The sequence below is a fragment of the Butyrivibrio hungatei NK4A153 genome (assembly GCF_000424465.1).
Taxonomy (GTDB): Bacteria; Bacillota; Clostridia; order Lachnospirales; family Lachnospiraceae; genus Butyrivibrio; species Butyrivibrio hungatei_A.
This window is the reverse complement of the sequence record NZ_AUJY01000001.1, coordinates 1-22,984: the sequence shown is the minus strand read 5'-3', so window position 1 is coordinate 22,984 and position 22,984 is coordinate 1. Positions and strand designations below refer to the sequence as shown.

Annotated in this window: 16 protein-coding genes and 2 riboswitches; of the genes, 1 reads left to right on the top strand and 15 read right to left on the bottom strand. The window is 39.9% G+C overall.

Translation table 11 applies throughout. From position 1 onward, the window contains the following. Positions 1-4 precede the first annotated feature (4 nt). The 5 genes from G628_RS0100085 to epsC all read right to left on the bottom strand — a co-directional run bounded on the left by G628_RS0100085 (position 5) and on the right by epsC (position 9,262). Positions 5-4,639 carry a hypothetical protein gene (locus G628_RS0100085; protein WP_027208162.1) on the bottom strand — a complete coding sequence of 1,545 codons (4,635 nt, stop codon included), beginning with the start codon at positions 4,637-4,639 and terminating at the stop codon, positions 5-7. A 55-nt stretch (positions 4,640-4,694) separates the two neighbouring features. Continuing rightward, entirely contained in the window at positions 4,695-5,306 is a 612-nt protein-coding gene (gene lepB, locus G628_RS0100080; protein WP_051198912.1) for a signal peptidase I, read from the bottom strand. 8 nt (positions 5,307-5,314) lie between these two features. Further along, a complete protein-coding gene (locus tag G628_RS15915) occupies positions 5,315-6,028 on the bottom strand; it encodes a hypothetical protein (protein WP_034462022.1) in 714 nt (237 codons plus the stop codon). 310 nt (positions 6,029-6,338) lie between these two features. Beyond that, positions 6,339-6,424: riboswitch (cyclic di-GMP riboswitch) on the bottom strand. 218 nt (positions 6,425-6,642) lie between these two features. Then, positions 6,643-7,953 (bottom strand): flagellar hook protein FlgE, encoded by a 1,311-nt coding sequence (locus tag G628_RS0100070; RefSeq protein WP_027208161.1) that lies wholly within the window; start codon positions 7,951-7,953, stop codon positions 6,643-6,645. 409 nt (positions 7,954-8,362) lie between these two features. Continuing rightward, entirely contained in the window at positions 8,363-9,262 is a 900-nt protein-coding gene (epsC, locus tag G628_RS0100065) for a serine O-acetyltransferase EpsC (protein WP_051198911.1), read from the bottom strand. A 92-nt stretch (positions 9,263-9,354) separates the two neighbouring features. Here epsC and G628_RS0100060 point away from each other — a divergent pair, with 92 nt between their 5' ends. Continuing rightward, complete coding sequence (locus G628_RS0100060) at positions 9,355-10,365, top strand: tRNA dihydrouridine synthase (RefSeq protein WP_027208160.1); 1,011 nt, start codon at positions 9,355-9,357, stop codon at positions 10,363-10,365. 63 nt (positions 10,366-10,428) lie between these two features. On the opposite strand, the gene G628_RS0100055 is transcribed toward G628_RS0100060, so the two are convergent. The 10 genes from G628_RS0100055 to G628_RS19040 form a co-directional block, all read right to left on the bottom strand. Further along, positions 10,429-11,103 (bottom strand): ABC transporter ATP-binding protein, encoded by a 675-nt coding sequence (locus G628_RS0100055; RefSeq protein ID WP_027208159.1) that lies wholly within the window; start codon positions 11,101-11,103, stop codon positions 10,429-10,431. 17 nt (positions 11,104-11,120) lie between these two features. Continuing rightward, positions 11,121-13,676, bottom strand: coding sequence for an ABC transporter permease (locus G628_RS0100050; RefSeq protein ID WP_027208158.1), 2,556 nt, complete (start codon positions 13,674-13,676; stop codon positions 11,121-11,123). Further along, a complete protein-coding gene (locus G628_RS0100045) occupies positions 13,642-15,630 on the bottom strand; it encodes a M13 family metallopeptidase (protein ID WP_185750407.1) in 1,989 nt (662 codons plus the stop codon). The genes G628_RS0100050 and G628_RS0100045 overlap by 35 nt, the downstream gene beginning before the upstream one ends. A 313-nt stretch (positions 15,631-15,943) precedes the next feature. Continuing rightward, positions 15,944-17,629, bottom strand: coding sequence for a putative bifunctional diguanylate cyclase/phosphodiesterase (locus G628_RS15910; protein ID WP_051198909.1), 1,686 nt, complete (start codon positions 17,627-17,629; stop codon positions 15,944-15,946). A 695-nt stretch (positions 17,630-18,324) separates the two neighbouring features. Continuing rightward, a complete protein-coding gene (gene surE / locus G628_RS0100035; RefSeq protein ID WP_027208157.1) occupies positions 18,325-19,059 on the bottom strand; it encodes a 5'/3'-nucleotidase SurE in 735 nt (244 codons plus the stop codon). Positions 19,060-19,077: 18 nt separating this feature from the next. Further along, entirely contained in the window at positions 19,078-20,133 is a 1,056-nt protein-coding gene (gene rsmH, locus G628_RS0100030) for a 16S rRNA (cytosine(1402)-N(4))-methyltransferase RsmH (RefSeq protein WP_027208156.1), read from the bottom strand. 443 nt (positions 20,134-20,576) lie between these two features. Beyond that, on the bottom strand, positions 20,577-21,236 hold the full coding sequence (locus G628_RS0100025; RefSeq protein ID WP_026667531.1) for a hypothetical protein: 660 nt from the start codon (positions 21,234-21,236) through the stop codon (positions 20,577-20,579). An 80-nt stretch (positions 21,237-21,316) separates the two neighbouring features. Further along, a riboswitch (cyclic di-GMP riboswitch) is annotated at positions 21,317-21,390 on the bottom strand. Between the two features lie 318 nt (positions 21,391-21,708). Continuing rightward, positions 21,709-22,005: a hypothetical protein gene (locus G628_RS0100020; protein ID WP_026655364.1), complete on the bottom strand. Its 297-nt coding sequence runs from the start codon at positions 22,003-22,005 to the stop codon at positions 21,709-21,711. A 12-nt stretch (positions 22,006-22,017) separates the two neighbouring features. After that, positions 22,018-22,575, bottom strand: a complete 558-nt coding sequence (locus tag G628_RS0100015) for a hypothetical protein (protein WP_027208155.1) — start codon at positions 22,573-22,575, stop codon at positions 22,018-22,020. Positions 22,576-22,794: 219 nt separating this feature from the next. After that, positions 22,795-22,984: hypothetical protein (locus tag G628_RS19040; RefSeq protein ID WP_034500465.1), on the bottom strand; the 190-nt coding region annotated here is incomplete at its 5' end.

Genomic DNA, 22,984 nt, shown 5'->3' with positions numbered 1-22,984 from the left:
GTTCTCAAGACTCCTCTTTTTCTTCAGATTCATCTTTCTTTTTACGTATGTTGTATGCACTTCCACCAAGAACTGCTGTCAAAGCTGTTCCAAGACCTATTGCAAGAATAGGAAACTCACCGATTCCACCGGAGTTAGGAAGTACATTACCACTTCTCTCGTTAGCAACAACGAGTGTAATGTTTCCACCCTCACCGTAAACTTGTGTCCACTCTGTTGAGGTCATGGTCTGTGCATCTTTGTTATATGCATAGTATGTAATCTTAGGAGCCTGACGGTATTCAACTGCACCTGTAGAATCGCACTCTACAATGTAGTACCTTCCAAGCCCCGGTACAGGTACTTCAGCTGTCCACTCGCTACCATAGCTAAGAGCTATAGGTCCTCTTACGAACTCCGGTGATCCATCACCATTTGACTGATAAAGGTTAACGAATACGGTTCCAAAATCCTTTGTTCCGTTGTAAGGAACATCTACACCGTTAAGTGTCCAACTCTTCTTGATCTTGATGTAAGGATCGTTTGTAAGTTCTACCCTTACATTTCCGCTTTCGTCATATGTTACTGTTACATCTGTAAGCTTGTATCCGTTTACTGATGCTACTGCTTCATCTGCTTCGGAAGACTGTGAAATAACATTTCCGGTAGCATCTGTAGTTACACTCTTAATAGGATTAAGTCTTACAAGTTCTGAGCCGTTGTTGTAATACTCTTCTGCAACGTACTCATATTTATTTCCGTTTGCATCACATGTCTCAAGTTCATCAATTACATACTCATTTGAGCTAATCTTTCCGCCATGCTCGCTGCAATCGGATGCGCTGATAACAACATCCTTGTAATCTTCAAGTTCGCCGCCTTCAACACGTCTCTTGATCTTTACGGTTACATCGAAGATACCGTTTGTTGAATTCTGCTTCCAGTTCTTAACAAGTACAAGTTTTACCGATGACTTGTTATAGAAACCTGCTTTATCCTCAGGTACGGCTGTTGAATCATTGCACTGATCAACGATACCTGCACAGCTGTCGGGACTTGCAAGAATTGCTTCCGCTGTTGCCTGGTCTGTGATTCTGTAATATGTCTTATTAAGGTTTTCACCGTCAACGTAGTAGTCAACCTTTGCTACAACAACTGATTTATCGAGAACAGTCTGCGTAGTATTTGAAGCATCTGCTGAGCCTTCGCCAAATACAAAGTAGTAGGTATTTCCATGCTCAAGTCCCCAAGCTACAGCATCAACAGGATACTCAATCTTGCTTCCGTTGTTGGTAATACTGCTCATAGCTGCAGGATACTTTCTTCTGTCTCCGCCTTCTACTGTTCTTGATCCGTTATTGTCAGTCTTAACAAGTCTTACCCAGAAGTTAAACTTAAGGTTGTTATCCTGAAGAGGACTTCCGTTAAGGAACTTGGTAAGCCCAAGATCAAAGTTCTGTATCTTCTTATTGTTGAAGCAAATATTATCTTTTATCTCGTTCTTGAAATACTTCTTATCAAACTTAGCATTAAGCTTAGCCAAATCATCTGCACTTATCTTGTAGTATGAGATACCCTTAATAGCTGCATCACCCTGGCCTTCTTCATACTCAACCTTTGCAAGGAGTGCTGAAGTATCTTTAATATAAGTACCTGTTGTATCATTCTCAGTGAACATGAAGTAATATACATTACCCTTGCCATACTCCATACCAAGCGACTGAGGATCTTCTATTGTGTAGCTGATCTTATCAAAATCGTTGTGCAGATCGTTTGAAATTGTCTCCCATCCCTTATTCTGCTCATTATATTTCTTTAATGTGAATGAGAATACATCTTCTGCTTCAGGAGTCTTGCCGTCAACAAGTTTTCCAACTTTGAGTTCAACAGGAACACGTGTGGAATCTGTGTTTGTAACTGTTGTTGAAGCCATCATGCTAAGATGCTTTCTTACAACCATCTTGTGAATCTCACATCTTTTGATAACACTGCTTGCAATGATTGTTCCACTGTATGATCCTGTACATTCAACAGTACATTTTGGTGCTACAAGAGCTCCGGATGAAATATCTACATTAAGCTTTCCTTCATAAGGAACATAACGTGAACACTTCTCAACTACAGGGTTAAGAACTATCTGGTTGGCTACTTCACTCCAGTCACCTGTACCCAAGCCATTAACCTTGATCTTGTTAAATGTATAAGAACGAACATTTGTAAGATCTACGTTAATAACAAGGAGCTTGCCTCCAACACTAAATCCGTTGTTTACAGCATAGTTATCTTCATTCTTATTAAAGTAATATCTTGTAAGATCCGAACAAAGGTTTCCGCCATCCGTCGCTACGACATTTGCAACCTCTACGCTTCCGTTCGACTTTGCAAGTGCAATTTCACCTGCAGCATTTGCTGCCTTTGAAAGTAAGTTGTCAATATTAACCGGAAACTCTCCGTTAAAGGTATATTCCAAATACTGACTTCCGCTTCTTGCGCCATGATCGTAAGTAATGCATCCATATGCTCCGCCGGACTTCTTATAATAAATTGTTGCTCCGTCAATATGCTGGATAAGTCTTCCAATCTGTTCTCTTGTTCTGCCACCGATATTCTCGACAAAGTTGTCGGTATATAATGCCATACTGTCATTTAAGCCATCAAATCCGTTAGCGCCGTAAGTAACAGTATAGGATCCATACTTTTCATTGTTCTTTACCGGTTTTCCGCCTTCTTTATCAAGCTCAAAGACATACAATCTCGGAGAATTCTGTCCAAGGTGCTTGTAATCTAAAGTATAAGATCCCTTTCCGTCAGCACCTGTTGTAATACTAAAGTCGCTTCCCTGAATCTTTCTGGTTCCTTCAGCATCCTGATATACCGCGAAGAAGAACTTTCCTGTCTTCTTTGCACCATTTACAACTTTATTAACCGTAATCTTATAATCGCCAATTTTCTGATATGTCTGTGTCGAGTTACCAATTGTATAGTCTTGAACATTTTTAATATTCTTAACGGCTATGTTTGCTTCACTGTGGTTATTACATCCGTCGTAGTCGTTCGCAACGACACCGAAGTATGTAGAATCACCGAGCATATCTATGATCTCATTTGAGGAATAGTCTTTTGTTCCCACCCAGGAACGTCCGTTTGCACTCTTTATAACACCGAAAACACAGAATGAATCAGTCTGGAATGAAACGTTATCACTTGAATCGCCAAGATCGACTTTTCCGTCATCAAAAACTTCTACTTGAATATCATTGGCTGAAATACTTGTAGCTTCACTTGTTGAATCAAATTTCTCTTTTACTTCATCTGTAAGAGGAAGGTGTACTATAGTAACTTCCTCTGAATTGTCTGTATCAAGATCTGCTGAGATCTTGTTGTTTGTATACTCAATCGAAACAGAAGCTGTTCCATCTGTAAGATCGTACTCTACATTGTCAAGCAGGAATGCAATATCCAGAAGTACAGTATTCTTCTCATCAAATTCTACAGCCGCTGCGTCTTCTTCTCCGCCATCACCGGCAATCTCACCTGCCTTGCTGTTAAGTGCGGCAAGATAAGCATCGTAATTATATCCCTTTGTATTGCGTTCAACTTCTGTAACTGTAAGCTCAATTCCCTCAGGGAATACATCAGGCTTAGTAAGTACAACCTTAACCTTTGCATCACCATCCGAGTATACAAACTCTGTCTTTGTATTTGCAGGATAGTATACAAGATCAAGCTCTGTATCTTCTTCAAGCTCTCTTACTTCGCCGTCAGCAGTTGTTACTTTATATATATAATGTTCAACTGTTCCGTCTTTTACATCGGTAAGAAGTGAAGCGCTGTCCTTATTCTCTTCGCTGTTAGCAGATGCAGCAAACTCTTTGGTCTCTTTCTCAACTTTCACGATCTCGTCATCACCGATAACCGCTTTGTTAAAGAAATAGCCCTCAAAATTCTTAGCATCCTTCTTGATATCAAAGGAGTCTGTGATAGAAAGTTCTTTTGATTCCGCAATCTCTTTATCATGTGAATCCACATATTTTACTGTTACGATCACATCTTTGTAATCTTCCAGGGATTCAATTGAAGATGCTTCTGTTGATGCTTCGGTAGACATCTCAGATGATGCCGTACTTGCAGCGTCCGATGCTTCTGTTGATGCAGTAGAAGCTAAATCAGATTCTTCCTCTTCTTTAACGGTTGTTCCATTAGAAGCAGCAGACTCAACAGTGTTTTCTTTGTCAGCTTCATCGATCTTTTCCTCTTCAGCTTTCTTCTCTTCACTGTCGTCCTTATTCTCCACAATGGAATCATCAGAGTTATTCTCATCCTCGGGAGTAGCGTTTTCCTCAACAGTAACTTCTTCAGCGTTACTGTTGCCATCACCGTCGCCAGATTCATCACCGGCATCGGCGTCGTCCCCGCTGTCATCGCCCTCCTGATTCATCTCTTCGATCAAACCGCTCTCAAAATCGTCATCAGCCGTTTCCATTACAAGACCAACTGACTGTGCTCCCTCTTCAGTCATCGCAGCAGCAGGTTTGTTAAGCACATACAATGTGATAGAACCTGTAATGATTGCAACGCATAAAACAAAAGCAAGCCATTTCTTGTAATTCTGATGCTTTTTGATGTAGTTTTCTGCGCGGTGTTCATAATCTTTGCGCATATCTCTTATCCTCTTACCCTTTTACCCATTATTGTCTGCTAGTTACATTTTTTGCTTACAGTCCTCCGAATTTGCTGAACGGATAAACTCTAAACACAACTTTCCCGATAAGTTGTTCCTTGGTTACACATCCGACCACGCTACTTCGTGAATCAATCGAAGCACTTCTGTGATCTCCAAGTACAAAATACCTGTTTTCCGGAACCTGATATGGAAATGTCAGGTCAGTCGGTTCAAAACTCTTTTCTACATACGGCTCATCAAGTAATTCCCCATTTACAGATACATTGCCGTCTGCGTCGAGATTGATCCAATCTCCGGGTGAACCCACGACTCTTTTTACCAGAACTTTGTTGTTGTAGTAAAAAGCTATCAGCTCTCCGGGTTCGAATGATGTTCTAGTATAAGCTACCACCAGATCTCCGGTTTCCAGTGTCGGCGTCATACTATCTCCTGTTACTTTTAATACTGCTATGAAAAAGCTGGAAACAAGTACCGCAAGTGCCGCGACTACAACGACTACTATCAACGTATTTCTCAGCACTTTCTTGTATTCCTTTTTGCTGTTTTCCCTTTTCAGTTCGCTTTTTAACTGATCCAGAGAAGGCTTAACCTGCTCCTGCTGCTCCTGCAAAGGATTTGCCTGTTCTTTCTTTTGTTTACCCATCTGTGCTCTCAGTCTTTTTCTCTTTTATATATCCTAGGCTTTTCTATTGCGCCTGAGTATGCTTCACCACGTGTCATCGGTCTGCCCAATGTTCCGGTGTAAGCTTCTTCATGTGTCCGGGCTCTTTCAATGGAACCTGTACGAGACAATCTTTGTGCAACTGCCTTTTCCACAGCTTGATTGACCTTTGCATCTATGTTTTCCATCTGCGTCTTCTCGTACATTGCCATTCTGAGCTTGCTTTCTTTAATGCCCTTCATAAGCTCTTTGTACTCAGCTTCCGCATTCTTTTTAACATTATCAACATAGATGTTGGCTGCTCTCTGAGCTGCTTCCATAATGCCGCCCAACTGAATGGACGCTTCGGCGAGTGACTGCGAGTTTTCAATCTTCTCAAGTGCATCGTCAACCTGTTGTTGTAACTCCGCTTTTTCTCTGGCGAGCCTTGCTTTCAGACCGGTTATGTCCTTGTCGAACTTCTCCTGCATCTGATTCTTTTGTTCATTGAACTTGGCTCTCATCTGTGCCTTTTCTTCGTCGAAACTCTTTAACAGGTTACTTCTTTCTTCCGCAAGTTCCTTAAGAAGTTGTTGCTTCTCTTTCTCGACTTCTTCTTTAATTTCTTGTTCACGCCTCTTAGCTTCGTCGGCCTCTTCCGAGAAGTTGATCATCATCTCCAAAAGTTCCGCTCTGCTTAGTTTTTTTAAATTGACCTCTGCCATTCTCTGTCCCTATACTCTTGCTATTGTTGAGGAATCTCATACAAGTTATCGGTTGCAACGTAAATATAATAAATTAAGATATCGTGCATCCAACCCTGAGGTCTTCGCATGATACCTTAAATAATTTAATAATTATCAGGCAACCGCAAAGTTCTAGAGGCCAGTGTCGATGAAATTACGTTTCCATAGTACGCATCGCAAAAATACTACGATGGTTCATCCTTGAACAAAATCCGTACCGTAACTTGCATAAAATTAGACCGTCTGTAAAAGTGCAGCTCGGTCTTCATCTTGGCGCAGTTAACCCAGCGCCAGCAACTGGCTGTCTGTCACATACGTGATTGAGACCCTCTAGTTTTGCGTCACCGCCTTCCGGCGGCTTTGCCCTTTATTTTGCTAAGTTAAACACGTTATAACGAAAGCGCTAACACAAAAAAATTTTTTCAAAAAAACTATATTTCGTCATCTCGTAAGATGAATATACCCCATCGGATATTAAAACGCAACCACTTTTTCACAAAAAAAACACAGTTTCCATAAAAAGAGGGCTGAACCCACGCTCAGCCCTGTGTTACAAAATTTCACTTTCGCAAAAAAAGTTCTTAGTTTCCAATTTACCGTTTCAGACCTCTGAGGATCTGAAGCATCTCATCAGATGTTGTGATCACACGGCTGTTAGCCTGGAAACCTCTCTGTGTCGTAATCATATCAGTAAACTCTTTCGATAAATCTACGTTACTGGATTCGAGCACTCCGGATGTCATATACCCTCCGTCGGCAGTAACATCCACAATCTGCGCCTGTCCCGAATTAAGGGATTCCGCATAAAGATTGTCGCCAACCTTCTCAAGTCCCATGGCATTGTTGAATTCCGCAACAGCTATCTGTGCGATCTTTACAGTCTGTCCGTTGGAATACTTTGCAAACACCGATCCGTTGTCCGTAATGGACATTCCGGTCATACTTCCGTTTGCATATCCGACATTTAACCCTCTCACATCTCCCTTATACGCATAAATTGTAGAGTTGTGAGATGCAGTTGTGCCTGCATAGTTTGTCGTATTTGAAAAGTCTATATTGAGAGGTCCAATCATCGAAGCTCCGCCTCCGAATGACATGGTCACGATTCCGTTTTCGTTGCCCCCTGCACTTATAAGCTCTCCCGAACCCTTGCTGTAAACAAGATTGATATTGGTATCTGTAGTGTTTTGAAGAATATTACCCTCATCGTCCTGTACTGACGCAAGAGAAAGCGAATAAGTATTGTCTGCGTCGTCTCCTCCGTTTGTCAGCTTAAACTTAAGAGTATAAGTTCTTCCGTCATTGCCGAATACTTCAAGTCTGACGTTCTTGCCGTCTGCCTCATCGAAAGTGCCGTCAAGACTATCAATATTCCCTCTGAAATATGATGCGGATGTTGCAGTTCCGCCTATCGTCTTAGTTGCATCAGTAATAAGATCAAGTCTCGTCACATTTGCTCCCGGTCTGATTCCGTCTTCACCCATTACACCCATAACATAATATCCGTTATTCTGGGTTACGAGACTTCCCTGCGCATCGATCGTAAACGCACCGTCCCTGCTAAAATTCCTGGTCTGGTTGTCAGGACTTATCACAAAGAATGCATCTCCTGTGATCATCATATCGAAGGCATTTCCCGTAGTCTGCATCGAGCCCGACTTCGAGATGTTTGTATAAATTGAGGAAACCTTCGATCCAAGTCCTATCTGAGCAGCATTTGTAGTCGCAACGTTATCTCCCGCTCCGGTTCCGTTCTTTACAGTCTGATAAAGAACGTCAGAAAAACCCGTTGCCTGTGATTTATATGCTGTTGTATTGACATTGGCAATATTATTGCCAATAACATCCATTTCCAATTGATGGGTTGTTAGTCCGGAAACACCTGACCAAAGTGATCTCATCATAGAACACATACCTCCAAGTCACGTTGCATTATCCACTACCTGCTATTTCCTTTATCGGATGCTTTTTTTATTTCCTTTAGAGCAAAATAAAAAAAAGTAAAAGAATTTTTTCAACAATGACTGTGTTCTTGTGCTCATAAAATCAAATTACTTTCTTTTCCATTGATCACCCCTTTCGAACATGATAAACATTCCTCATTGGCATAGTACTGCATACCCATTCGAAATACTTTATTAACATATATTAAAATATTATCACTCATACTGTAACAATTCAATAGTTTTTTATAAAAAAATAAGACCTCCGCCCCGATGGCATCTACATTTTTCACCCTTTCAAGGTATGTAGATCACTGAGCAAAAGTCTTATTTAATATATAGTCATATTCTGTAACAACTGCACGAAACATCAGCCATTTTTCATACTAATCCTGCTGTTAGCCGGAACAGAAGCCGTAATAAACGCATTGGCACCGATAACACTTCCCTCTCCGATTATCGTATCGCCTCCGAGTATTGAAGCTCCGGCGTAAATCGTAACATCATCCTCAATGGTGGGATGCCTTTTAACTCCCTTAAGTGCCTGTCCGCCACGTGTTGAAAGTCCGCCTATGGTAACACCCTGATACATCTTAACATGTTCACCTATTATAGAAGTTTCTCCTATAACGATGCCCGTGCCGTGATCGATCATGAAATACTTGCCGATAGTCGCGCCCGGATGAATGTCTATTCCCGTCTTCGAATGTGCATACTCCGTCATCATTCTGGGAATAAGCGGCACCTTAAGAAGATAAAGCTCATGCGCGATCCTGTTTATAGACGTTGCAAAAAGCCCCGGATACGAAAGAATTATTTCTTCTTTACTGTATGCCGCAGGATCTCCCGAATAGCAAGCCTGAACATCGGTATCAAGGTACTCTCTTATCTTGGGAATCTTTTCAAAAAATTCATGCGTGATCTTCCTGGCTCCACACTCAAGCGTCTCATCACTGGCATCCCTGTAGCTGTCGCTATGTCTGAATGCAATAGCTATCTGCTTGTTCATATTATAGATGACATCCTCGATGACAATCGAGATTCTGTTAGCGTCGCTGTAGCTCTTATACACCTTATCCCTGTAGTATCCCGGATAAATGATCCTTATGAGCTTTATGACGATATCTTTTACAGCATCTCTGTCCGGCTGATTGTAGATATCCATATTGTCAATGTCTCTGCCGTTTTTATAATCCTCGAGAATCAGATTAACAATATCACCGATTCCGCTTTTCATGTTTTCTTTGTCATACTTATAATTGTAATCCATAGCAATTCTCCGAAATGATATTATTCGCTTGACGCTCAAACCATATAATACCATAATAATCGAGAAATTAGGATTTTTTTAGGAGAATATCAATGAATTTTTATTTTGCACCAATGGAAAGCATAACAATGTACCCTCTGAGAAACATCCATAAAGACATGTTCTCGGGCTCTGTTTCCAAGTACTACTCCCCTTTTGTCACAGCAGTAAAGAGTAAACATTTTAAGAACAGGGAAAAAAATGACCTCCTCCCCGTACATAATGAATCTTTCTTCAAAGATACCGACACACCTTTGGTTGTTCAGATAATGTCGGGTAACTCCGAAACTTTCCACTGGGCTGCAAAAGAGATAGCTCAGCTCGGGTACAAAGAGCTCAACCTCAACCTCGGATGTCCCGCTTCAACCGTTGTAAACAGGCACAAGGGCGCAGGTCTTTTGGCTGATCCCGACTATCTTGATTCAATGTTGTCAAATATATTTGAGTCAAAAGAAAATACACCTGAATTAAAAGACATCCAAATCTCTTTAAAGACAAGACTTGGCGTAACAGACGAAAGCGAAGCATTAAAACTCATGGAGATATATGCCAAATATCCGATATGCGAAATTACCGTCCACGCCAGAGTAAAAGACGACTTCTACAAAAACGCACCGCGCCTTGACGCATTCTGCGACAGTGTAAAAAAATACAGAGAATGCGGCGGCAACGCGCTTATATGCTACAACGGAAACATCTTTTCCAAAAAAGATTATGAAAGCACCATGGATAAGTTTGAAAGTAACGGCATCACAAACGAAGTAAGTTCTATGATGCTCGGCAGAGGAATTCTTGAAAATCCGGCACTTGCAAGAGAACTTACAGGCGGTGAAGTGCTTACCGCGCCCGAGTTAAAAGAATACCTGACAAAGCTCTACGCAGGATACGAAGAATACATACCCGAGGACAGGAACGTTATCTTTAAACTTCTTGAGCACTGGGCATTTATACATACTCACTTTGCAAACTGCGACAAATATCTTAAGGCAATAAGAAAAGCCCGCAGCAAAGGGGAGTACCTCGCTGCGGTCCGCAATATGTTTGCAAGCTGTGAATTTAAGTAATAATCTTTCTCAATATTCAAACAATTTGAAGATCATATGAAATAGTCTTTTTAACAGATTGTTTTATATGGTCTTCCCTGAATCAAGCCACACTATCCTGTCTCCGTATTCTGCACACTTCTCTGAGTGCGTTACCTGAAGAATACTGATTCCCTTCTCCTTGTTTATTTTTCTAAACAATTCCATGATCTCAGCTCCTGACTTTTTATCAAGATTACCTGTAGCCTCATCCGCAAGGATCAGTTTGGGATCCCCCATAACAGCTCTTGCTATGGCAACTCTCTGCTGCTGACCTCCGGAAAGCTTGGCAGGATATTGCTTTCTCTTTTCCGTAAGGCCTACAATATTCAGAATTTCATCGAGTTTCTTCTTAAGGCTTGCCCTGCTCTTTCCCGCAACAAGCTGCGGAAGCATTATATTGTCTTCGACATTGAGATTCTGCACAAGGTTATAAAACTGGAAGATAAAGCCAATATCATTAAGTCTTACCTCAGACAGCTCTTTTTCCTTGATATTCGATATATTCTTTCCGCATACGGATATATTTCCGGTAAAATCTCTGTCAAGACCGCCGATCAGATAAAGAAGCGTTGATTTACCGCTTCCCGAAGCACCCATAAGTGATACAAATTCCCCTTCTTTTACTTCCATATTAACTCCGTCAAGCACCTTGGTACTAACGGTCTTCGCTGATCCAAACTCCTTTTTTACGTTTTTTACTTCGATTATATTCTTCATTTCTTCATGCTCCTTGTCTATTCGTACTTTAACTGTTCCGCTATCTTCATTTTTTTTATATCTTTCATCGTCTTTAATATCGTGATGCTGAATGTGATAAATATACCTACTATGAAAATTGCGGTCTGTCCTGCATTAATAAAAAGCTTCATCTCCGTTATTGCCTTCATAGCATTAAAAATGATCACTGTTTCCACAAGACCTATACTTACTCCGAGAGCAACTGCAATAAGTCCCGATAACATCGTCTCTTCAAAGAAAAGCCTAACAAGTGTCCCTTTGCTCATAGAGGTTGAAACAAGAACAGCACTTTCTCTCTTTCTGCTCTCAAATCCCACGATCTGATTACAATATATTCCAATAAGTGACAAAGAAACTCCGATAAGTATTATCATGTAGAGAAGTGCCAGCTCACCGGCAGACAGATCCTTAATCTCTTCTATATATTCATCCATAGTATTAACTTTTTCTATTGTGCTGGATGAATAACTTTTTATAAATTCAGCCGTTTTTTCCGGATTTTCCGTCTTTACATAAGCACTTGCCGGCCTGTTAAAGTAGATCTTTTTATATAAATCCAAAGGCAGCACTATTGTTTTATTGGAACCGTCCGCCCTTGCAGAATCAATAATTCCCGCAACTTTGAAAGTTCCTCTGTACGGAATAATCCCCTCCGCATCCAGCAATATATCCGCGCTGTCTCCGACTTTAAGCTTCAGATCTTTTGCAATTTTCTTGGCTACATATATTTCATCGCTATTTATCACATCCGGAAGGCCGCTATATCCTTGATTAAGCTCAGGGGCTCCTTCAGCTCCCAATATACTTACTTTTTCAAATTCATCGTCGAATTTCCTATTGTATTTATTCTCAAGATAGTCTTCTATCTTCTCATTTCCGACAAGTATTTTGTCACTTCTGGAATAATCAAATTCAACTTTGCTTACTCCATCAAGCTCTTCAATATAATCATATGAATCAACGCTTTCCGAAAGACCTCTGAGGATAACATCGGCATCAGCCGGAGGCAATTCAGCCATGTTTTTTTGTGAAGTGATAAGTATAAACAGTACCAGACATAAACTTGTTGCAACAAATGCAAGTTTAGAGCTTCCAATCGAAGTCTTATTGGTTCTAAGATTCGTTGCAGCAAGTCCGAGTACCGGATTGCCACTCTTTTGACTGATCTTTTCTATAATCTTTGACACCATTCTGAGTATGAACGGATATCCGCCCAAAAGAGAAAGCACCAAAAATACGAACCCAAAAATGCCGAGTAATGCATTGTCTTTAAATACAGTAAGCGCCGGAACTATCATTGTAAAAGCTAATGCAGCGCATATGATCGATATGATCTTAGTTTTCTTTTTGTATTTGTATTCCGTATCCTTATTGTCAAAAATTATATCTCTTATAGCCATACCGGTAGATTTAAGAAGTTCCCTGAGCGGACAGAGCATTTCCACTATGGCGGCGCCGATAATTACTGCGATCATAATGGGAACAGATACATTTCCAAGATCCATGACAGTTTCCATACCCGGACCGTCTACCGTAAATACGGCGTTAAATATGCTATCTCTCGAAGCCGCATATAATCCTGTTCCGATCAATCCACCGAACACCCCGTAAAACATGTTCTCGATAAGAATAATTCTGGCCGTAAGATTCGGAGACACTCCAAGGCTTCTTAAAGTTCCAATCGTCGACATTCTGTCACGCATTATTCTTTCCGAAAGCGTAACCGTTACGACAATAACAAGCATAAGAGTTATGAGAAAAAGGACTTTAAATACATTACTGATTGTTTTTATCTGATCCTGAGTTGACTTTCCTCCTATAAGATCATCCACATCATAATTGGGGAACCTCTCTTCCATCGCATTACAAAATTCACTAACCTTGGACTTATCCAAAACCTTAATATATACAAATTGATGTTTTGGTATTCCGTCATGGCACAGTCTCGCCATTCCTTCATCCGTGACAACCGCTGCATATTCCGCATTAAGTAATCCGCTTGGCTTTGCTATCTTCTTGACATTAAACTCTGCATCGACATAATTATCACCGTAAACTTTAAACTTATCTCCCTCATTAAGGCCAAGTTCTTTAGCCATAACTTCACTGACGATAATATCATCCGCACCAAGCGTAACATCCTTCGGGATAAGTCTCATCTTTGAAGCATCCTCAATATTGACACCATATAATTTGAGATTTTTCTGATTGTAATATGCATACATCTGATTGTTGCGAACCGTAACTTTTGAATCCTTTGGTGAAACATATGTTGCTTCAAAATCCGGAAGGCCTTCAAAATAGCTTTCCTCTATATTTTCAGGTGCAAAAACCAACACATTTGATGTTCCCGTCGTCGTACCGTAAATCCCTATAAAAATGTTTTCCAGGCTATTGCTCATGTCAAAAGCCATCATACCCGCAAATGCGCATATTGTAATACTGACCACAAGAACCAGTGTCATAAGTGGCTTCGCAAATATATTTCTGAATGTATGTTTTAAAATAACTCCCATGTTACCACCTTTCGACTCTCTTCTCAGGAGCGACATACATGCCGTCTCCTTCTTTTACATCATAAGCTTCATAGAACTTCTCGCAAGAGCTCAGCGGGGCATTAACCCTTACAGTGCGCGGACTGTGTTCATCTGTATGAAGGCTTGCAATAGCATCTGTATCACTTTTGATTCCTCTCCAGATCTCCGCAAATCCTTCATACATTTCAATATAGTCTTCCTTTTCTTCTGCGATATTGGAAATACATTCTAAAGCACCAAGATCCGCATAATTTTCGCCAAGCGTCTGAACTCCGTCCACGTGATATACATCCATGATCGTATAGCCGTTGTAATAATCAATGCACATATCGGCTCTTTCCTTTAACGCCTTCCTGTCAGTTTCATTAAGCCACTGCGGATTGTAATTTCCCTTATCATCCCAATTCATAAGATTTGAATCAAATGCATGACCAACTTCATGAGCAATAACCATTCCGAGTCTTCCGAGATTGCTGAACTCACTGTTATTCTCGTTAAAGAATGCTCCTTCGGTAATTCCGGCAGTCATAACCACCACATTATCCGTCCAGAAGCACGCATTTACTGTCTGAGGCTGCATAGTATCTCCCTGTTTTGGACGCGGACGCTTTATCAACTCTTTTGTATTCTCAACTTCATATTTTTTTATATTCTTGTATGTATCATAAAAATCTTTTCCGATCAGATTCTCAGTCCCGATAAGTGTTTCGCTGTAATTACCTCCTGTTGTGAATTCAATGGCTTCAAGCTTATTAAGGAGCTTGGTTCTTCCATCTTCCGTAATCCAATCCGCATTACCTATCAATTCTCTGTATGAGTCCTTTATGTTCTCACACATTTCTTTTACCTTTTCATCCTTTGATACAGGATAAAACTTTTCTGAATATATTCTTCCGAGATTATCCGGAAGATCTCTTATTATCGTTTCTTTCGCCTGCATATCAGGTGTTTGTGTTTCTTCTCCGTAGACAGCTTTCAGATTCTTGTATTTATCAGACAGGAATTTGTTATATTTATCTATATATTCGATAAGCGCCCATGTCTTAAATACCTCAAGATTGTTCTCGTCATCAAGCTTTTCTGATATATACTCAAACTGCTCTTTATTAGAAATAACCCAATAACCGTATGGATTTTCCAACTGCATGCCTTTTTCAAAACTCTTTATATCAAACTTAAGCTCATCCATATCCTTAGCATTTATCGTTGTCATGGTAGACCAGTCGAATGTCATTTTAATATCTTTACTTTTATATGCTATATCCACCGCTAATGCTGCAAATCTGTCCGCTGCTTTTTCTGCTTCCTTCTTTTCGGATCCAATATTCACCAAAACTTCTTTTACATGATCTCTTATGTACGATCTTCCTTCCAAAGACTCCGCGATATCTTTATTCGTTTTTTCAAAGATTGATTTAATATCACTAAAGCAAAAAGCATATTCATCAGCCCTTATCAAGCCTCCATCTATTCCAAAATTAAGAACAGGACTTATTCCATATAACCTTTTATACTTGCCGAGTACTTCCATATATTCCTGTTTGTTGCTTATTCCTTCAATCTCTTTTCTTACATTTTCAAAATCCTTATCGGCATCACTTACAGATGCATCATAAGATACAATCTGATCGTAATAATCTGCAATCAAATCTGCATCCGGTGAAGTATGAACCTCTTCACTTTTTATCTCATCTATGATTTCAAATAACCTCTGATCAACAATCTTGTTGCAATCATCAAACGCTCCAAATCCGTATTTGGGATCGATATCTGCCTCCCTAAGAACTTCTGCATTTACATATCCAAAAAAGTCATCCTGAGGCCGAATTTTCGTTGCTGCTTTACTTTGTGTACTGTTGTTGGCTTCATTGCCAACTTCTTTGGCCTGAACATCCGCTCCGAATATCGAAAAAGCCAGAGCCGATGCAATGGTCACTCCAACTGTAAGACTTCGTATTCCTTTCTTCATATTCATTTCCCTTCCTGAAAATAATTTGTTATCCGGATAAACCTTTAATTGATAGTACTTTGTCTATCGTACTATGTTAGAAGTAGTACGACTGTCATAGTATTAATACTACGTCCGTCGTAATATGTCAAGAATTATATGCATTAAGATTAAAAATATTTTTCACCGACAGTACCGAAGTCTATAGTGATATATTATCGATACAGTTCTTAAAAGATCCTTAAACAAGAACGCTTTCCTATAACACAAAAAATGTCTGCCTTCCCAAAAACAATTGGAAAACAGACATTTTTTAATATTTAATTGCAAAGACTCACTTCATACGCTTGTATTTCTCTTCAAATTTCTTTTCAAATTCATCGACCGGCATTGGCATATCGAAGTAGTATCCCTGGAACATTTCGCATCCGAGCTCTTTGAGAAACTCTAGCTGTTCCTTTGTTTCGACACCTTCCGTAATAACACCCATTCCCAGCTCGTGAGCCATGTCGATCGTGTAGTTAAGGATCACCTTTGCCCTGTTCTGATTCTCGGTTTTTCTCAAAAATCCCATATCGATCTTGAGGATATTGGCATTTATGTCTTTTAACATATTAAGAGATGAATATCCGCTTCCAAAATCGTCAATCTCGACCACAAAGCCATCTTTCTGAAGTCCCAGGATAAGATCGGCACACTTGGAAACATCTGTGGTCACAGCAGTCTCCGTAATCTCTATATTGAAATGGCGGGGATTGATGTCATATTCTTTTACAAGATTATTGAATTCTTCCCTTATATCGATGTAGTAAAGGTCCTTTGGCGAAACGTTCACCGATATGGATACACCTTCCATCTCGGTTCCTTTCCAGTAATCGAGCTGTTTAGCCGCAAGTTCCCATATATATCTGTCAAGCTTGTATATAAGATCAGCCTTTTCAAGAACAGTTATAAAAACTCCCGGCTGGATGATACCATTCTCCGGATGTATCCATCTTGCAAGCGCCTCAGCGCCAAACAGTTTTCCGTCGGCGTAAACCTGTGGCTGAAGGTATATTCCGAACTGCCTGTTGATAATGGCAAAATCAAAGCTTGAAAGGATTTCTTTTTCCAAAAGAGCGTTGATAAGCATATCATCGCTGTACCACGCTATCTCGCATACTCCGTCCTTGGTGATCGATTTGCACGCCATGTATGCCCTGTCGCACATGAGCGAAACATCCATATCCTTGTCTCTTATCTCATACACTCCAAGCTGGATATGCACGGAATAAGACGTGCTCGTAAGGCGGTTGGTGACTTCTTTTACAGCACTCTTAAAGCTTGCCTCATCAAATCTCTCCTTCGGCAGGCAAAGAGCAAACTGATCACCGTTTATTCTTCCGTAAACATCTTCTTCTCTGACTCTCTGCGATATGGCATCCGCGATGTTTACAAGGATATCATTTCCTTTGTCTATTCCAAAGAGCTGATTTATAAGCTTAAAGTCTCTGATATTGGAATAAACAAGTACAAACTGCCTTTCCTCGGGCGAATTCTGGAAAAGATTTCTTACAGCCCCGATAAATCCCTCTTTGTTATAAAGCTGTGTGAGATCGTCATGCGTAAGCCTGTACTGCTCACCGTACTCGCCCTCAAGCGAATCGGAAATATTCTGAATAGAGTAGACACTTCCTATGATCTTGCCGCTCTCATCGTGAACCCTTCTAAATCTTACGCGATAAAGGCGCTCTTTTCCCGTAGAATTATAGATCCTGCACCAGGTCGTAGCATCCGCCTCTATACCAAGAGACCTTTTCCACGCTTCAAATGCCTCATACAAAAGATCCAGATCTTCCATGACATAAAACATGCTATAGGCTTTTCTGTTTGCATAGACGCATTTTCCGGTGTTATCGAGGAATATATACCCGTTATCATCTTGCTGAACACCATAAGAAATAAGTTTAAGAAGTTCTTCGGGATCTGATTCTTTATTATAAAAATATGCATTTTTACCAAAGATTTTTTCAGTATTCATATTTTAAATTTTATAATATTCTGATAATTTATTCCAGCAAAAAACATAAACGCCCATAATTATTTTAAGCGCTCGAAACTCCCCTCACCGTATGTGAGCCGGGCTGCAATCTTTTTTCTGCGACATCTCAAAAAATTATATTGGCCGGAGGGATTGGATAAACATATGCTGCGCTTCATAAACTCGCACATGCACCAAGAATTTTCCATCTGTTTATCGCAGATGATTTTTATAGCCTCGTCTGTTTTTCAAAAGGTCAAAAATCACTTTCCTGCATGCGAAGAAAAATGTCTGAAGCAGGACGCTTATATACCTTCAACGGTCATGGTCATTGTCCGCAAAGCGGACTGTTTACAACAAATATAAAGCACGAGTTTCCGAACTCAACGAGCTCGGAAATCGTGCTTTTATTTGTTGAAGGTGCTACGCACCGTATGACCATGACCTATATAACTTTTATGAGCGTCCTGCAAGTTCTTTTCAGAGCATGCATAAAGGAAAGTGATTTGACCTTAAGAAAAACAAGAGGGTATAACGAATCTACGATGAACAGATAGTAATTCTAAGGTGCATCTGCTCAGACAACTTCGCGCAGCATATATCCAATCCTCCGGCCAATATAATTCCGATGAAAAGCAGAAAAAAGACTGCAGCCCGGCCCCCTTACGGTAAGGGAAGTTTTCAAGTAGTGATAATTATATGTTTCCGACGTTTTGTACTGTTCCGACAGACACATAATTGTCAAGAACCGCTCTGTAGTCGGTGCCATCTTCTGCTTCGGGCGTAAACACGCCGTCCACCATGTATCTGGCTCCGCCGTTCTCTAGTTTCTCAACTTCTTTGTATCCGTCCTTATAGACCATGCCGCGCGACACTTCGCGGTCATAGAGAATGCCTTTACACTCTGATAGTGGACAGAACGGGAAGTTAACGTTATAAATCTTTCCGGGAACAAATTCTGTATCTATGAGTTTTTCTAAGATCTCGTAGAGATATTTGTCGGATACTTCGTGACATTCGCCTGCGCCTTCGGAAAAAGCGATTGCGGAAACACCCTGAAACTCAGCCTCAAAAGCCGATCCGCATGTAGCCGAATACTGAATATCCGAGGCAACATTGTACCCAAAGTTTATTCCGCAAAGTACCACCGTAGGCCCGCCGGGAACTATAGTTGTGCAACCGAGTCTTACGCAATCCCCCGGAGTTCCGCTACATGAGTATGCATGAACTTCATGTTCGCCATCAACAGGATATTCCACAGGGAATATATCTATCGCATGCCTAAGGGTTATACTGTGAGATGCCGCACTCCTCTCGCTTTCAGGAGCCACGATCCATACTTCCCCGAATTTTACCGCCTCTTTTACAAGTCTTAAAAGTCCCTCGGACTTTATTCCGTCATCATTGGTTATGAGAATCCTTCTAGTCATTCTGTCCTTTCTCCACTATCAGTTCTTTACAGCCCATCTCATCTTGGTGGATTTGCTTCTGGGATTTATCCTGCACTCCTCCGCGGACGGCCTTATCACATCTTCTGATATCTCGCTGTATATGCCGGCTTTTTTATGCTCTTTAAAAGACTTCTTAACAAGCCTGTCTTCTCCCGAATGAAACGTAAGTATTGCCGCTCTTCCGCCCTCGTTAAGTATTGACGGAAGCTTATCAAGAAAAGAATACAGCACTTCAAATTCACTGTTTACATCTATTCTGAGCGCCTGAAAAACTCTGGCGCAGCTCTTTTTTATCGTCACTGCCTTTTCCTCTTTGGGAACCTTCCAAAGCGCCGCTTCTATCGCCTCACGAAGCGCGGTTGTCGTATCCATGGGATTGCCTTTTTTCATTAGTGAAAAAACTTTTTCCGCAATCTCCTCAGCATATGGCTCATCGGAGTTCTCTACAAGCATACCCACAAACTCTTCTTTGGTTATGTTGTGAAGGCGCTCAGCTGCCGATTCTCCGCTGTCCGGATTGAGCCTAAGATCAAGAGGCCCGTCAATCTTGTAAGAAAAGCCCCTTTCAGGGTTATCTATCTGCATGGAAGACACTCCAAGATCTGCCAGAACAAAATCAAACTTTCCGGCTTCATCACACACTTTATCTATATTCTCAAAGTTCATCTGCCTGAACTTGAATACATCCTCTCCATATCCTGCGTTTCTGAGCCTCTCTACAGTCTTCTTCGATTCTATCGGATCGATATCAAGTCCGTAGATACAGCCTTTCCCCTGCAGTTTTTCAAGCATCTTTGAAGTATGTCCGCCATACCCAAGCGTACAATCAAGCCCCTGCTGTCCCGGCTCTATCTGCAAGAAATCCAAGATTTCTTTTACCATAATGGAAATATGCATCCCCGCAGGCGTCGAACCCTTGGATATTACATGCTCCACCACATCCTTGTACTTCTCCGGATTGTGCTCCTTGTACTTCTCTTCAAACTTCTTGGGATATTTTCCCGAATAACGAACTCTTCTCTTATGCAGCTTTTCTTCCACACTCTTCTCCATTCGCTGTGATTTTGGTGTATTTGCTTTGTTTTTTGGTGCATCCGCTTTAATTTATGTATATCTTCTTAGCTTTCGATATATCCGCTTTTATTTCGGCGCATACACTGTGATTTTGCTACATTTTCTTTGGGCCGGCTCCGGCAGGTCAAAAAACAATGTACTAAAGTGTAGTGTATCATATTTTTGCAGGATTTTTAGCCCGATCCGGTCGCAAAATCCTTTTTTTGACTAATAGAGCAAAAACATATCGAATTAGTCACACTTTTCCCCGGATTTCCAAGGCCACAGTGACTAATACATTTGATAACATTTGTTATAGTCAAAATCTCCCCTTCATTTCCTCATCTAGAACTCCAAAACTCCCTATTTTCAAGAAAAAATGTGACTAAGGAGCTCCGTAACGCTCGAATTAGTCACATTTCTTACAAAATCACACTACAATATCAGTAAACAGAATCAATATACAAATCGTCGATTTCTTGTCTTATCTCATTCTTATATTGTTCCGTAGCTATTTCCTGTTCAAGAAGATTGATTGCTTCTTTAAGATTGTCAGCACGCATATTGTCTAGATATTCCAATATCTTTGCTATGACAGTTTTATCGTTATATTTTTCGGGAATAAAGCCAAATATTTCAGGATATTTATCTATGCGTTCTTTGCGCATTTTATCAAGCTCAGAAATATTCATTTTTATTTCTTCAGTAATCTTCACAATTTTATTAATGGCTTTTCTCTTTACTATGATTGCCAAAAGTATACCGACTCCAACTCCGGCAAATAACAACCCTACGAAAAACTTTGCCAAATTTTGATCCGAATTCAGTTTAGCAAGAAACTCCGGGCTCGCGTAAAATACTAATTCCATGATTCCGCAATAAATTAATTCATAACCAAAGTATCCGATCAAAAACCATTTAATTGCTGCACCAACGCCTCCATGAGCTCTAATTTGGAGTTTTGTATTTTTATAGTCGTAATCACTTAATAAAAATTCTTCCTGATCATCAAGATCGCTAAATTCGTTCTCATTCAGCTTGTCATAAGCTTTTTTCAATGCATCTCGTAATTCTTCTTTGTTCATTTCATTGCCTTTTTTCATACCTCAATCAGTCTCCTCTTCGTTAGCCTTTGTTTTAATATAAAAAGCGCAAAAAAAGCGATACCTACGCATCGCAATAAAACTGTAACTGGCTATCCTTTCGGACCCTATAGCTTTGCGTCATTAGATTTCTCTAATTTTGCCCTTAATTATTCAAGAATAAACGGGATGATACTTTACCCAGAAAAAAAGACTACAAACTTAGATAATACTATGTTTGTAGCCTTATTATTCAATCGGAGTGACGTGATTCGAACACGAATGGCAAAACGCTGAACTCCGCATGGAAAGGAGGTTTGACAGCACCGACTTGACCTTAGGTCAAACATTAGGTCAAACACTTCTTTATCCTTTTTTCTCAATCTTTCTTGAGTTCCTCATAATCCATATATTCCAGAGTATTGATATTCATCTTCGCCCCCTCCAAAAACAAACACAACGTTTTATCGCAACTTCAGATATTCCTATGCATTTAACCTTCCGATAAATTATTATGAGAATTTTCTCTATTCTTCTTCATTTCCAAATATTTCTTTTTAATATCTTCCGGAACATCTAGATCTAAATCAATAAAATTCTCCATTATATAATCTTCTAATTTCTGAAATTCATCATCACTTCGAGTATCTGTCCCCAAAACATATAATGCTATTCCAAGTTCTTTTGCACGTTGTTCTCTGCGTTCTGTGAACTGTTTAAGTTCATCTGGGATTCTTAGAGGAGACTTATATGAACTTGTAGGTTTTGGCTTATCAACTATATTAACCATAACGAACCTCCTTTATATTTCACTGTGTACGATTCCAAAAGCTTTAATCTGCTCAATCACAGTGTCATAACTAATAAAATCTTTTTTCCAATCTAGTAATGTTTTTCTTGCTGATATAATTTCATTTGGCAAAAGATCTCTCGTCTTCTCTAATATGTATATCGCTCCATTATTGCCCAGAACAATAAGTATTGACATATTTACTGCATCAACAAATGTTTTTATATCTTTCTCAGAAAAATGAGAATTACTCGGGTGATTATGCATTACAAGAAATGCATAATCTGTACCTTTCATCTGATCAACAAGATAATCAATATCAACTCTATGTGCTTCGCCAAATACCGGCAGTAATACTTCAAATGTATCTAAGTTTACCGCTCTAGCTACTTCTTTAGAATCATTTTTCTGTTGTGCTATTTCTAAAACTTTCTGACATTGTGAATGTATAAAATCGATAATATCGATATTTGAAATGGTATAAAATGCTAATGGTTTTAATTCAAGTATAACTTCATCCGTTATCTTTTGATTCTCATCCAGGCAATCATTGAGTATTTCTTCTGACATAAAGCTCCCTTCTGTGGCTTTATTATAACATTAATCAAAGAAATACATAGTATCATTGATACTACCAATTATTTGTGCCCAACCAACAACTCCGATCACCCAAGAAACTAACAAAACTACCAGAAATAAAAGATAATCCATATACTCACCTCTTTTTAATGAAATCTACATCAACAAGTTATTCAGATAGCTAATTCATGTCCGCGGCCGATAGCACAATTATATTTTATCAAATAACGTTATTATTCCCGTTCCAAATATTATTAAACTTTGATTAAATGTCTTTTTGTCATTCTGATTGTTAACAAAAACGTCCCCAAATGTCCCCAAAAGTAACCCAAATGGCAACCATATGGCACCCAAATGGCAATTTCCAATCACAAACCAAAATGATATTCTTATAATGAGC

Coding starts and splice junctions, on each gene's coding strand:
- G628_RS15915 (WP_034462022.1), bottom strand. CDS start 6,028: ATGGCAGAGGTCAATTTAAAAAAACTAAGCAGAGCGGAACTTTTGGAG.
- G628_RS0100050 (WP_027208158.1), bottom strand. CDS start 13,676: ATGTCGCTCCTGAGAAGAGAGTCGAAAGGTGGTAACATGGGAGTTATT.
- lepB (WP_051198912.1), bottom strand. CDS start 5,306: ATGGGTAAACAAAAGAAAGAACAGGCAAATCCTTTGCAGGAGCAGCAG.
- G628_RS0100070 (WP_027208161.1), bottom strand. CDS start 7,953: ATGATGAGATCACTTTGGTCAGGTGTTTCCGGACTAACAACCCATCAA.
- G628_RS15910 (WP_051198909.1), bottom strand. CDS start 17,629: ATGAATACTGAAAAAATCTTTGGTAAAAATGCATATTTTTATAATAAA.
- G628_RS0100025 (WP_026667531.1), bottom strand. CDS start 21,236: ATGAAAAAAGGCAATGAAATGAACAAAGAAGAATTACGAGATGCATTG.
- rsmH (WP_027208156.1), bottom strand. CDS start 20,133: ATGGAGAAGAGTGTGGAAGAAAAGCTGCATAAGAGAAGAGTTCGTTAT.
- surE (WP_027208157.1), bottom strand. CDS start 19,059: ATGACTAGAAGGATTCTCATAACCAATGATGACGGAATAAAGTCCGAG.
- G628_RS0100055 (WP_027208159.1), bottom strand. CDS start 11,103: ATGAAGAATATAATCGAAGTAAAAAACGTAAAAAAGGAGTTTGGATCA.
- G628_RS0100020 (WP_026655364.1), bottom strand. CDS start 22,005: ATGGTTAATATAGTTGATAAGCCAAAACCTACAAGTTCATATAAGTCT.
- G628_RS0100060 (WP_027208160.1), top strand. CDS start 9,355: ATGAATTTTTATTTTGCACCAATGGAAAGCATAACAATGTACCCTCTG.
- epsC (WP_051198911.1), bottom strand. CDS start 9,262: ATGGATTACAATTATAAGTATGACAAAGAAAACATGAAAAGCGGAATC.
- G628_RS0100015 (WP_027208155.1), bottom strand. CDS start 22,575: ATGTCAGAAGAAATACTCAATGATTGCCTGGATGAGAATCAAAAGATA.
- G628_RS0100085 (WP_027208162.1), bottom strand. CDS start 4,639: ATGCGCAAAGATTATGAACACCGCGCAGAAAACTACATCAAAAAGCAT.
- G628_RS0100045 (WP_185750407.1), bottom strand. CDS start 15,630: ATGAAGAAAGGAATACGAAGTCTTACAGTTGGAGTGACCATTGCATCG.